The 13,772-nt window shown below is 42.5% G+C and carries 10 protein-coding genes; 5 read left to right on the forward strand and 5 right to left on the reverse strand.

From position 1 onward, the window contains the following. The first annotated feature begins 111 nt into the window (after positions 1–111). From VR862_RS10415 to VR862_RS10430, 4 genes are all read left to right on the forward strand, one after another. Positions 112–2,313 (forward strand): S9 family peptidase, encoded by a 2,202-nt coding sequence (locus VR862_RS10415; protein ID WP_324720907.1) that lies wholly within the window; start codon positions 112–114, stop codon positions 2,311–2,313. Then, positions 2,313–3,908: a peptide MFS transporter gene (locus tag VR862_RS10420; RefSeq protein WP_324720908.1), complete on the forward strand. Its 1,596-nt coding sequence runs from the start codon at positions 2,313–2,315 to the stop codon at positions 3,906–3,908. Before VR862_RS10415 ends, VR862_RS10420 begins: the two co-directional genes overlap by 1 nt. Beyond that, entirely contained in the window at positions 3,908–5,695 is a 1,788-nt protein-coding gene (locus VR862_RS10425) for a peptide MFS transporter (RefSeq protein WP_324720909.1), read from the forward strand. Before VR862_RS10420 ends, VR862_RS10425 begins: the two co-directional genes overlap by 1 nt. Positions 5,696–5,786: 91 nt before the next feature. Next, on the forward strand, positions 5,787–6,338 hold the full coding sequence (locus tag VR862_RS10430) for a thioredoxin family protein (protein WP_324720910.1): 552 nt from the start codon (positions 5,787–5,789) through the stop codon (positions 6,336–6,338). Positions 6,339–6,398: 60 nt separating this feature from the next. Here VR862_RS10430 and VR862_RS10435 read toward each other — a convergent pair whose 3' ends face one another. From VR862_RS10435 to surE, 5 genes are all read right to left on the reverse strand, one after another. Then, positions 6,399–8,333 (reverse strand): ComEC/Rec2 family competence protein, encoded by a 1,935-nt coding sequence (locus tag VR862_RS10435; protein WP_324720911.1) that lies wholly within the window; start codon positions 8,331–8,333, stop codon positions 6,399–6,401. Between the two features lie 119 nt (positions 8,334–8,452). Then, on the reverse strand, positions 8,453–9,004 hold the full coding sequence (locus VR862_RS10440) for a C40 family peptidase (protein WP_324720912.1): 552 nt from the start codon (positions 9,002–9,004) through the stop codon (positions 8,453–8,455). Then, positions 9,001–10,119, reverse strand: a complete 1,119-nt coding sequence (gene lpxB, locus VR862_RS10445) for a lipid-A-disaccharide synthase (RefSeq protein WP_324720913.1) — start codon at positions 10,117–10,119, stop codon at positions 9,001–9,003. Before lpxB ends, VR862_RS10440 begins: the two co-directional genes overlap by 4 nt. A 1-nt stretch (position 10,120) precedes the next feature. After that, a complete protein-coding gene (locus tag VR862_RS10450; RefSeq protein WP_324720914.1) occupies positions 10,121–10,402 on the reverse strand; it encodes a hypothetical protein in 282 nt (93 codons plus the stop codon). Beyond that, positions 10,395–11,177, reverse strand: a complete 783-nt coding sequence (surE, locus tag VR862_RS10455) for a 5'/3'-nucleotidase SurE (RefSeq protein WP_324720915.1) — start codon at positions 11,175–11,177, stop codon at positions 10,395–10,397. Before surE ends, VR862_RS10450 begins: the two co-directional genes overlap by 8 nt. Positions 11,178–11,322: 145 nt before the next feature. Between surE and VR862_RS10460 the strand changes: the two genes are divergently transcribed. Then, on the forward strand, positions 11,323–13,455 hold the full coding sequence (locus tag VR862_RS10460) for a carboxy terminal-processing peptidase (RefSeq protein ID WP_324720916.1): 2,133 nt from the start codon (positions 11,323–11,325) through the stop codon (positions 13,453–13,455). Positions 13,456–13,772: the final 317 nt, after the last annotated feature.

The raw sequence follows: 13,772 nt of genomic DNA on the forward strand, positions 1-13,772 counted from the left end.
GAGACTTTTGGACTACTTTTCTTTAACATCTCATTATGATTTAACAGCAGAAAACCTGTTTTTTACCTGAATTTTTATTAAACTTGGCATGCTAAATTTTTAAACTTAAATATGAAGTTGACCACCGGGCTTTTAGCCTTATTTCTTTCAGCTGCTTCGGTACTCACCGCACAAAAGAAAGAGATCACACTTGAAGATATATGGGGAGGTACTTTTCGCCAGGAAAGAATGGAATCCCTTCAGTCACTCAACAACGGAAAAGAATACGTAGTCCTTAATTTTGACCGCAACAGCGGTACTTCGAGCATAGAGGCCTTCTCTTATAAAACAGGGGAAAAGACCCGCACGATCTTAAATAGTGGGGACATTCAGGATATCAGGTACTTTTCTGACTACGAATTTAGTGACAATGAGGAGAAATTAATACTGGCTACAGAGATCGAGCCTATTTACCGCCACTCTACCCGCGGAATTTTCTACGTGTATGATCTTAACAGCAAAGAACTCACGAAAATTTCAGAAGAGAAGATAAAGGAGCCTACGCTTTCTCCTAACGGCAAGAAGGTCGCCTATGTTTACGAGAATAACATATATGTGAAGGACCTGGCTACCGGAAAAGTTACGCAGGTAACTACAGACGGGGAATGGAATAAAATTATCAATGGAGTAGCCGATTGGGTTTACGAGGAGGAATTTTCCTTTGTGCGGGCTTTCCAGTGGAATAAAACCGGAGATAAAATTGCTTTTTTGAAGTTCGATGAAACTGAAGTTCCGGAATTTTCAATGGATGTTTATGGACAGGATCTTTATCCCTCCAAATCCACTTTTAAGTACCCAAAGGCCGGGGAAAAGAATTCTGAAATGAGTCTGCACATTTACGACCTCCAAAAGAATCAAATATCTGATGTTGAACTGGGCGATTATGAGGATTTTTACATTCCCAGGATCAAGTGGACCAATGATGCCAATGTACTTAGCGCACAGGTTCTAAATCGCCACCAGAATGTTCTCGACCTTATCTTCGTTGATGCTGAAAACAATCAGGCGAAAATTGTGCTAACAGAAACCGATGAGGCTTATGTGGATGTGACCGATAATTTGACCTTTTTGGATGATAACAGCTTCATCTGGACAAGTGAAAAGGACGGCTGGAATCATATTTACCTTTACGACAAGACAGGAAAGCTAAAGAATCAAGTGACCAGGGGGAACTGGGAAGTTACCAACTATTACGGCCTTGATCCAAAGACAAAGACAATTTTCTATCAGAGTACCGAGAACGGAAGCATCAATCGGGATGTATTCTCTGTTAAAACAACCGGAAAGAACAAGAAACAACTTACAGAGAAGGTAGGACAGAATAGTGCAGATTTTAGTGCAGATTACACCTACTTTATCAATAGTTACAACAGCGCAACTACACCTTACGAGTTCACTCTGCACCTTGCAAAGAATGGAAAGCTGGTAAGAGAGATCGTCAATAATGAAGAGCTTTTAAAGAAAATGGCCGAATATCAGATCGTGCCAAAGGAATTCTCCACCCTTGAAGTGAACGGCGAAGAATTGAATATGTGGATGATGAAACCGCCACAGTTTGATGAGAACAAAAAATATCCGCTTTTTGTTGCCCAATATTCAGGACCTGGTTCCCAGGAAGTCGGTAATCGCTTCAACAGCACCAATGACTACTGGTATCAAATGCTGGCCGGCAAAGGTTATATCGTAGTGGGAATCGATCCCCGCGGGACAGGATATAAAGGTGCGGCTTTTAAGAAGATCACCCAAAAAGAGCTTGGGAAATACGAAGTTGAAGACATTATCGAAGCAGCCAGGATCCTTGGCACTAGAAATTATATTGACGAAGAGAATATGGGAATTTGGGGCTGGAGCTATGGGGGCTTTATGTCTTCAAACGCCATTCTTAAGGGAAATGATGTTTACAAGATGGCCATCGCAGTGGCACCTGTGACCAGCTGGAGATTCTATGACACAATTTATACTGAGAGGTATATGACAACTCCGCAGGAGAATCCATCAGGGTATGATGAGAACTCTCCCATAAATCATGTGGAAAAATTAAAAGGAGATTATTTGCTTATTCATGGAAGTGGAGACGACAACGTGCACGTTCAGAATACCATGAGAATGATAGAGGCTCTTGTGCAGGCGAATAAACAGTTTGACTGGGCGATCTATCCCGACAGGAATCATGGTATCTATGGCGGTAATACCCGTTTGCATTTGTACACGCTCATGACAAATTTTATTGAAGAAAATTTAAAAGTTAACCCTAATATTAAATCATCCCTATAATGGCACAGGTAACAACATCACCGCAGGATCGTGAATTATTCGGTCACCCGGTAGGTCTTTATGTTTTATTTTTTACTGAAATGTGGGAGCGTTTTTCCTACTATGGAATGCGCGCCATTCTGGTACTTTATCTTGTAAGTGCAACACAGGGCGGTAATGCCGGACTAGGCTGGACAAATGCCGAAGCTTTAGCTCTCTACGGCTGGTACACGATGTTGGTTTATGTCGCTTCCATTCCTGGAGGAATTATAGCCGATAAGCTTCTGGGTCAGAAAAAAGCTGTTCTCTGGGGTGGTATCATACTGGTCGCCGGACACGGCATCCTGGCAGTAGAGGAAATGTGGGCTTTTTACACCGGTCTTGGATTAATCATTGCCGGAGTTGGAATGCTAAAGCCAAACATCTCTACCATGGTGGGAGGCCTTTATAAAGAAGGTGACATTCGCCGTGATAAAGGATTTACAATTTTTTACATTGGGATCAACCTTGGAGCTTTCCTTTCGAGTTTAATTGTAGGATACGTAGGAGAAAATATTGGATGGCACTGGGGCTTCGGTCTTGCAGGAATTGCCATGGCATTTGGCCTTCTGGTTTACCTGTGGGGTCAAAAATATCTTAGAGAAGTAGGAAATCTTCTTTCAAAAGCTGAAAGAGATACAGGAGCATCTTTTGGAGGAATGTTCAAAGGGTTGTTTAAGTCTCCATTGCAATTAGCTATCTCTGGTCTGCTTATGGCTTTTTCCATCTATTGGTTGCTAGTAGAAGATGTAGCTTATGGATTTTTGTTCGTATTCCTCACGCTGGTCACTGCTATGATGCTCATGGTATATAAGGATCTAACCACCCAGGTCATGAAGGATCGTTACGTGGTTATGTTACTTTCCTTTATTCTTGTCATCGTGTTCTGGGGAGCGTTTGAACAAGCGGGAGGATTGATGAACATCTATGCTCTTGAAAAAACCGACCGGTCTTTACCATTTAGTCTGCCGTTGATCGGTAGCGAAGTCCCTGCTTCATGGTTCCAGTCGTTAAATGCCCTGTTCATTATTATTTTTGGTGTTATTGTGGCGAATTTCTGGGCTAAGCGCAAGCTTAAGAGCAAGGAAGCCTCTTCAATCTTTAAGATGGCAATTGGGGTAATTATCATGGGATTAGGCTTTGTCTTTATGGTCTTCGCTTCAATGGAATTCCAGAATGACGGAGCTTCAGCTATGTACTGGCTGGTGCTTGCATATCTTTTCCACACTATTGGGGAATTGAGTTCCTCACCGGTAGCCCTTTCATTCATTACAAAGCTGGCGCCTGTAAAATATGCTTCTTTAATGATGGGTGTCTATTTTGCAGCGACAGGACTTGGAAATAAAGTAGCCGGAATTGTGGGAGAATTTTCTTCGGAAGCAGGAGATGGTACCATCTTCCTTGGGATCACCATTTTCACTGTGGCTTTCGCAGTACTCGTTTTACTCATGCTTAAACCATTGAAACGTCTTACTCACGGAGTTGAAGATGAAGAAAGAGAACTTCCTCAACAGGAAAAATGGGAGCTTGGGGATGAAGACCTGGTAGAAAAAGAAGAAAATAAAAGAAGAAAATAATGGCAGCAACCGTTCCTGCGGCAGAGAATGATTTCTTTAAATCAAAAGTCCTGGGCCATCCCGCGGGCCTCTTTGTTCTTTTCTTTACCGAAATGTGGGAGCGCTTCTCGTTCTACGGAATGAGGGTACTCCTTATCAACTTCCTCACAATGGCTGTTATAGGAGTAGACAATCCCGGTTGGGGTTGGAGTGCAGAGAACGCAGGAGCATTGTTTGGAACTTATGCGGGATTACTATATTTAACACCTATTGCCGGGGGTATCATTGCCGATAAGATCACCGGCTACCGTTGGGCAGTGGTAATTGGTGCGGCGATCATGACCCTGGGGCACGCTTCCATGGCATTGGAAACAGAGTTTTCCCTTTATTTCGGACTTGCCCTACTGGTTATAGGTACAGGTTTCTTTAAACCTAATATTACCTCTATTATTTCTGAAATGTATGACGGCAAACCCGACAAGAAGGATGGTGCTTACACCATTTTCTACATGGGTGTAAATGCCGGAGCTTTCTTTGGAATGATGCTCTGTGGCTACCTTGCCGAAAGAGTAGGATGGAGCTGGGGCTTCGGTCTTGCGGGAATCTTTATGTTGCTGGGAACTTTACAGTTCTGGTTGGCTAAACCCCTTTTTGGAAATATAGGCGGAGTGCCCGATAGGGCTAAACTTGCCGAAGAAAAAGCAAAGGAAGAAGCGACGGGAGTCAAAGATCACTCTCATAACCCGTTTACACTTTTCGATAAGATCCTGGTTGTCGCAACTTCGGTTATAGGACTATTGTATTTGATCAATGATCCTGTTTCCAGAATTGCCAATCTCAACCTGCTTCCGGCAGTCATGCCATTTGATTTTCAGGGAGAACCTTTCTCAGGACCTTTAGCTTTAGCTCTTATTGGTTTGGTGTTATTCCTGGTTCTCGTGATCAGCAGGATTTCCAGGTATACTAAAATAGTTCGTGACAGGTTGATCGCTGTGATCATTTTTGCCTTTTTCACGGTTTTCTTCTGGATGTCTTTTGAACAGGGCGCAACATCTTTGATCATATTTGCCCGTGATTCTGTAGACAGGGTGCTTGTTGGAACGGGGGCAACTGTGTTCAACGTATTCAATACGCTGCTAACGGTGGTGCCGCTTATGATCATCACCTGGGTGCTTTACCTCTTATGGAAGCAGACCTATAAAAGGGTTCTTGGTTCGAATATAGTTCTGGTGGTTTGCTTCGGTATCATCTGGGCAATTGTGATCTGGATGCTCGTTAGAGAATTCCAGGGAGACGCTACCGAGATCACAGTTTCATGGTTTAGTATCCTTAACTCCTTCTTTATAATTGTATTTGCCTCCTTCTTTTCCAAATGGTGGGAGAGCAAGTATAATCCTTCCGCAGCATGGAAATACAGCTTTGGGTTGATCTTGCTTGGAATCGGCTTTGGCTTATTGGCTTTTGGATCCAGTGGAATCGCCGAGGGTGCAAAAGTAAGTATGGTCTGGCTCATTCTTGCCTATCTTTTCCATACCCTTGGAGAATTATGTCTGTCCCCTCTCGGGCTGTCTTACGTTAGTAAGTTGGTTCCTGCAAGGATGATCGCCTTCATGTTTGGAATGTGGTATCTCGCTATAGCAATAGGAAACAAGCTGGCAGGTTCTTTTGGAGGAATGATAGATGAGATCACCGAGCAGTACAGCCTTTCAACTTTTTTCCTGATTTTCACGTTAATACCTGTAGGTGCAGGAATATTGGTAGCACTGTTAAACCCGCTGCTTAAGAAATTGATGCATGGTGTAAAATAGTTAGCTTTCAAAAATGTAATTTTACGCCCTCTTTTGAGGGCGTAATTTTTTTATATTAGGAACGACTATTGCGAAGGAGAAAAGAAAAAATATGAAGAAACTCGTACTAAGCTTAATAATCCTGTTTTTTGTGACTCCCAATGTCGTGTCTCAGGAAATTAAATGGATGAGCATGAATGAAGCATTGAAGGCTCAAAAAGTGAAGCCGAAAAAGATCTTTTTGGATGCTTACACTACCTGGTGTGGCCCGTGCAAACTACTTGATAAGAACACCTTTTCAAATGAGGATGTAATAAAATACATCAACAAAAATTATTATCCGGTCAAGTTCAATGCCGAAGGCACCGAAGAAATTTCTTATCGCGGAATGACCTTCAAAAATCCCAATTATGACCCTAACCGAAGAGGCCGTAACAGTCAGCATGATTTTGCTCGGGCTATGAAGATCACGGGATATCCGAGCCTGGTGTTTTTCGATGAGAAAGGAAATCTCATTGGTCCCATCCCGGGTTACAGAACTCCTCATCAACTTGAATTATTTCTGAAGATGTTCGTTGGAGAGGATTATAAGGATATTAATTCGCCTGAAGCCTTTAAGGCTTATTCCGAAACCTTCAAGAATGAATTCGCAGTTTCAAACTGAACTTTCCCATTGTCAGCTTAAGAATAATGCTCAGTTTCGACCCGATCTGTAGAGCCTTGCTTATTTTATAAGAAAGGCTCCATCCTCTGCAGTATAGTGGAAGGGTATTTCATTTTCTACAACCGTCTTTCGCCATTTATTGACAATAGAAGGATAATTACTCCCATCGGCAATTACTGCTGAAGGTTTTGTCTTCTGGAGAAGGCGCTCCAGGTTTAGCCGCGGTGAGCCGGTAAGGAGCAATTTTGAACCTTCCGGTAACTCCGGAGGTATCATACCGGTGCTATCAATGAGTATCAAAAAATGACCTTTTTGAGAGTAAATGTTTTTTACCTGCTCCTCTTTGACCTGCGCAATGTTTCCCCCCACTTTATAGTTCCGAATCATTGCCAATTCTTCTGCCGGTGAAGAGAGATCGTGATATAGCTGAAGTCTTTTTCCTTGTTGATCTCCTATAACACTGTTCCGGCTTTTGTGAAACACAATTAACTGCTTTTCATAATCTGAACCTTCAAAAATGTAAACCAGTTGTAAAATTATTACTGAGAAAAGAACAGCTATAAACCTTTGATACCTGAAATTTCTTGACAGGAGGAAGAGGAAGAATAGTAATATGTACCACGCCCAAACTTCAGATATAGAAAAAGATATGTCCCGAAAGATAAACTGCTCTCTTTCTGCAATGAATTTTACCGTTCCATTTAGTAATTCAATTGCGTACTCGTAAGCCCTGGCTAAGAAAGATGGTAGTAGTTCCAAAATGGCCAAAAAGATCAACAGAACCCCTCCAATCAAGATAATGCCGAGAAACGGAAGGATGAGCAGGTTCGTAAGGAAGAACAAACCGGGAAATTGATGAAAGTAATATAAACTTAGGGGTAGGATTCCCGCCTGGGCGGCAATGGTGACGGTGAGCAGATCCCATAGGTATTTGAGGATCCTGTTTGGGGGAAAGTAAAGGTTTGACAGGAGTGGCTGAAGAAGAACGATTGACAGCACAGCAAGATAGCTCAACTGGAATCCTACCTCAAAGATCCATTGCGGCTTAATGAGCAGCAGGAGAAGGAGAGAAAGAAATATTGAATTAAGGGTGCTAGTGCGTCTATTGATTTCCAAGCTAATTGCTATAAAGCTAAACATGGTCACTGCCCGCACTACAGAGGGAGAGAGGCCGGCAAGTACTGCAAAACTCCAAAGGCCGGTCAAGATTAGAAAGGTCTTGAGGATCTTACCTTTTTTGAACCTCCTTAGTGGCTTGAGAAGCCAGTGAAGAAAAAGTAAAATTACGCCGACATGTAGTCCTGAAACCGCAAGAATATGTATAGCACCTGCCGCCGAAAAGTTGTTGTAGGTTTCGGTAGAAATATCCTGTTTTTGACCCAGTAATAAAGCCTGAACCACTGCCAGCTCATCTTTTTCAAATCCATTCCTTCTCAAAGATGTGGTGATTTTTCTTCTGAAGTCGGCGACATTGGTCCGAATTTTATTTTCTTCAAGAGATAACCGAAGGAAGTTTGTATTTCTCAGGTCCACCTGCCGCACGATCCCTTTGCCGGCCATAAACTTCTTGTAGTTAAACTGGTGAGGGTTCAGCGGACCGTGAAGTGGGAGAGGCTGCCCCACTATGATCAATTGCTCTCCTTCCAAAAAGGGCATTTTCAGACTGTCTTTAAGGCTCAACAGCAGTAGCTTTCCATGAGAAGATTTGCCGTTGACAGAATTGACTTCAGCAATATATTTGTGGCTGTAAAGATCGGGTTTCAGATTTTCTTTGATGCTAAGCTTCAGTACCGGAATTTCTTCAGCAGAAATTTTGTTGATGTAATGCTGCGGCTGATTTTGAGGGAGGTGGAGACTGGAGACAAAAATTCCGAGGCTCAAAAAAAGGAGAAGGACACTGCTTCCAAAGACTTCGTCGGGGAAGAGCAGTCTTCTTGCACGAAAGTAGGACAGGGCAAAAATGAGCAGAACCGGAAGGAGGACGAAAAATGACATTTTTGGCGACCATTCCAGAAAGAATCCGCTGCAAACACCCAGCAGTAGCACAAGTGTAAGTCTAAAGATCGCTGTATTCAAACCACTTATTCTTCAGGAGTTTACCCGAAGATAGGGATTTATAGGATGCGCCGGGCCATCACAAAATGGTCGCGCCAGTAATTTTCATTGAGCGCCGAAATAATTACTCCGCGGGATGTACTGGAGTGAATGAAATAGATGTTATCTGCATCAAGTTCTACCACCAGGCCCACATGGTTGATATTCTTCTTGCGCCTGTCGGTAATAAAGAACAGCAGATCTCCTGTTCTCACGTTTCCCAGCTCAAGTTGTTCCCCTAATTGCGCCATTTCTTTTGAGGAGCGTGGCAGGGAGATATCGTTCTGTAGAAAGCAGGTATATACAAGACCCGAGCAGTCCATACCGTCGGGTGTCGTGCCGCCGTATTTATATTTAGTGCCGAGAAACTGAAGGGCGTGATCTATGATGTTGAAGGTTTCCGTTTCAAGATCTTCAATAACTTCGTCTGTGAGGTCTATAAAATCAGGTAAGTCCGCATAACCGGCCGATTTTTCCTGTGCTTTTTGTGTAGCTGATGGCACTCCTTTCCGGGCGCCGCAGGAAGTAAGGGAGATCGTTACGAGGAGGAGAGCAAAGTAGCGGACCTTCATGAAGCTGAAATCTTTTGATAGATTAGCTGCGCTGTTTTTTCACTCGCGCCTTTGCCACCTAATTTTTTCTCTAACTCGTAATAATCTGAAAAAATCTTCTTCCGGTTTTCCTGGTCAAGGATCTTTAAAAGTTCTTTTTTGAGATTCTGGCGGTCAAAATCACTTTGGATGAGCTCTTTTACCACCTCCCGTTGCATTATAAGATTTACCAGAGAAATATATTCAAGGTTAATGACCCGTTTTGCAATTTGATAGGAAATGAAATTGCCCTTATAGCAAACTACTTCAGGCACTTTTAATAAAGCAGTTTCCAAGGTTGCAGTTCCGGAGGTAACAAGGGCTGCTGTTGATATTTCCAGGAGATCATAGGTGCGATTCATTACAAGATGCACGTTACTTTTCTTGATAAAGCGGCGATAAAATGCCTCTTCCTGACTTGGTGCCCCTGCGATCACAAATTGATAATCCTTAAAATCCTGAGTCACACTGAGCATGATCTCCAGCATTTTGGAGATTTCCTGTTTCCGGCTGCCGGGCAGAAGAGCGATCACGGGACGGTTGTCAAGATCGCATTCTACCTTAACTTTATTTACATCAGCAGGTGGTCTTTCTGCAATTTCGTCTATAAGCGGATGCCCTACGAAATTGACCTTGAAATTATGCTTTTGCTCATAAAAGTCCTTTTCAAATGGTAGGATCACATACATCTCGTCGATATCCCTTTGAATATCTTTGATTCGATTCTCTTTCCAGGCCCAAATTTGAGGAGAGATATAAAAATGGGTTTTATATCCTTCTTTGCGGGCCCACTTTGCAATTCGCAGGTTGAAACCCGGGTAATCTACAAAAATGATCACGTGAGGATCCCACTTTTTAATATCCTCTTTGCAGAAAGAAATATTCTTCAAAATGGTACCGAGGTTCATGATCACTTCAGCAAAGCCCATAAAGGCCAGATCGCGATAGTGCTTTACCGGTGTACCGCCTTCCCGCTCCATGAGATCTCCTCCCCAAAACCTGAATTCGGCCTGTGGATCGGTCTTTTTTAAAGCTTTCATGAGGTTCGCCGCGTGAAGGTCACCCGAAGCCTCTCCGGCAATAATGTAGTACTTCATATCAGCTAAGCTTTATGATGGCAATTACCAGAGCGGCAAGTATAGATGCCAGTAAAACACCCCGGGCCCTATAGGTTTTTTCTTTTTTCAAAAAATAGAAGAAAGGAATAAAATTCAGGATGGCCCCCGCAGTAATAAGAGTTCCTATGAAACCTCCACGCATGGATTCTTTGAGGGTTTCAAGTATCGACAGCTCAGAAAATATCAGAATATAAATGAGCATTCCAAGGAGATTGGCTGCTATCCCTGTCAAAAAGCCGATAAATATCTCCTTTTTAATCATTTAGATCCCATGTGTTTAAATCTCTAAGGAATTGATGGGCGGTGAGGTCAAACTGCACAGGTACGACAGAAACATACCCCTGAGAAAGGGCAAATTCATCGCTGTCTTCCCCTTCGTCTTCATTTATAAATTTTCCCGAAAGCCAGTAATAATCCCGGCCCTGAGGATTTGTTCTTTTATCAAATTCCTCTTCCCATCTCGCATTTGCCTGCCTACACACCTTTATTCCCTTGATCTCCGACTCGGGCAACTTCGGAAGGTTCACATTTAGCACCACTCCTTTTGGGAGCCCGTGCTTTAATACCTGCCGGGTTATACGTTTTACAAATTTCTTGCAAGGTTCAAAATCGGCATTTAAGGAATAGTCCAGTAAGGAAAAACCAATTGCAGGAATACCTTCGATTCCGGCTTCCACTGCCGCACTCATAGTACCTGAATAGATCACGTTAATAGAAGAGTTAGAGCCGTGATTAATTCCGCTCACACAAAGATCCGGTTTGCGGTGGAGGATCTCCTGCGTCGCGATCTTCACACAATCGGCCGGCGTTCCCGAGCAGCTGAACTCTTTATGCTTATAAGTTTCTTTTACTGTTATCTGGTCACAAAAAAGAGTGTCGCTAATAGTTATGGCATGTCCCATTCCGCTTTGAGGGCTATCGGGTGCTACCACGATCACATCACCCAGCTGTTTCATTACATCGATAAGCGCCCGGATTCCAGGGGCGGTAATTCCGTCATCGTTGGTTACTAAGATCAGCGGTTTTTCCTGAGGCATTTATGAAAATTTTATGGCTGCTAAATTAAATTAATTTCCTGAGGAAAGACTTATATTCGTAATTTAACAAAAACCGTAAAACTATAGAAGTTGGCATAGTTTTTACTGTAGTAGAGGTATACAAATGATGAAAATACAAACTATAATGAAAAGGAATTATAAACTACTGGTGCTGGTACTGCTCTTTGCTGCAGCCTCCTGCAGCTTTACCACCAAGACCTTCAACGATCCCAACAAAGATAGAACCTTGATTGAGCTGATCTCTTATGTCCTTAAAAATGGACATTACGATGCCAAGGAGGTAGACGATTCCTTTTCTTCTGAAGTATTTAAAGATTACCTGGAAGCCCTTGATCCTTTGAAAAGATACTTCTATGCTAGCGATATTGAGGAATTCAAACAGTATGAAAACTTGCTGGATGACCAGATCAAGAATTCGGAGATCAGTTTCTTTGACCTTACTCATACCAGATTAATGCAGCGCATGAATGAGGCTGAAGGTATGTACATGGAAATCCTGGATAAGCCTTTTGACTTCAGCAAAAAGGAGCAACTGGATACAGATTACAGTAAACGTGGTTATGTAAACTCTGAAGCAGAGATGAAGCAAAGATGGAGAAAACAGCTTAAGTTCTCTGCCATTTCAAATTTCTACGATAAGAAAAAAGAGCAGGAGAGAGAACTAGAAAACAATCCTGATTATGTCGCAAAGACCGATGCAGAACTTGAAGTAGAGGCGCGGGAGCTAACCAGGAATTCTTTGGAAGAATATTTTGATTTTAGTGATGATCTTGAAAGAAAAGACTGGTTTTCGGTTTACGTAAATGCAATTGTGGAAGAATTTGATCCACATACCTTCTACTTTGCACCACAAGATAAGGACCGTTTTGATATGGCAATGAGCGGGAAGCTCGAAGGTATTGGCGCCCGACTTCAAAAGAAAAACGACAACGTGAAAATTGTTGAAGTGATCTCCGGCGGGCCTGCCTGGAGAGGTGAAGAGGTAGAAGTAGGTGACGAAATAATCAAGGTAAAACAGGAAGACGAGAAAGAACCTGTAAGTGTTGTTGGTATGAGGCTTGATGATGCCGTGAATCTCATTAAAGGGCCAAAAGGTTCAAAAGTTACCCTTACCCTTAAAAAAGTAGATGGAACAATTCAGGAAGTAGATATAGTGCGGGATGTGGTTGAGATCGAAGAAACTTATGCAAAGGCGGCCAAAGTACAAAAGGATGGCAGAACTTATGGAGTGATCAACCTGCCGAAGTTCTATTTTGATATGGAAGATTATTCAGAAAGGAATGCAGCTTCCGATGTTAAGAAGGAGATCATAAGGCTGAAGAAAGAAGGAATGGACGGTTTAGTGCTCGACCTTAGGAATAACGGTGGAGGATCACTTAAAACTGTTGTTGATATTGCAGGACTATTTATAAAGGAAGGACCTATTGTACAGGTAAAGTCCAAGCTGGAAGGCCAGGAAGTGTTGAAAGATAATGATCCGTCAATCCTTTGGGATGGGCCGCTTGTGATCCTTGTGAATGAACTATCTGCCTCAGCTTCCGAAATCCTTGCAGCTGCGATGCAGGATTATAAAAGAGCCGTGATCATTGGTAGCAAACAAACCTATGGAAAAGGAACAGTGCAAAATGTACTGGATCTTAACCGTTGGGTAAGAAATAGTGACCTTGGAGATCTGGGAGCATTAAAAATTACAACCCAGAAGTTCTACAGGGTGAATGGTGGTTCTACCCAGCTCGAAGGAGTTAAGAGTGATGTAGTGGTGCCCGATCGTTATTCTTTCATTGATATTGGAGAGAAGGACCAAAAGAACCCACTGCCATGGGATCAAATCCAGGCAGCGTCATTTCAGGAATGGGATGGATATATTGACTTTGAAGAAACCCTTGCCAATAGCCAGAAACGAATGGCGAAGAATGAGCATATCGATCTTATACAAGAAAATGCTGAATGGATAAGGGATCAGCGTAACAATACGACTTTCCCGCTCAACTATGAAGATTACAGCAGGGAAATGGAGCTAAACGAGGAGCAGGCAAAGAGGTTTGATAAGATCTCGGAGTATCAATCGAACCTCAGCTTCGAATCTCTTCCCTATGAGAAGGAACTGTTTAGTGTAGACACCGTACTTGCTGAAAAACGACAAAGATGGCATAAAAGCCTTAGCAGTGATATTTACATGGAAGAGGCAGTACATGTACTGGAAGACATGAAGATGAACAACATCAAAAAATCAGGTCTTGCTGATATAAAAAAATAAGAATAAGAAAAACAGCATATTCAAAAAGGGCTTTTTAAAGAGCCCTTTTTTTGTGCTTTACTAATTGGTGGGACAGATGTTTTGGAGGGACCAGGATTAGGTACTATAGTGTAAATGGACAGGCAGATGTCCAACACATACCCGCGATCCTGCCAGAGAATAGTTTTAGACGAAAGGAAGGGAGAGGAAACCTATGGCTGCGGAGTCCATTGTCTCTATTTGTTAGGGACGGACTCGATTCAGAGCAAACTTTTTAGTACTTGATTTGAAGCTGTCTCAAAAGCTGACTTCAGAAGGAGCGACACTAAAAGGGATAA

This window comes from Salinimicrobium aquimaris (assembly GCF_035607535.1).
In the GTDB taxonomy this organism is placed as follows: Bacteria; Bacteroidota; Bacteroidia; order Flavobacteriales; family Flavobacteriaceae; genus Salinimicrobium.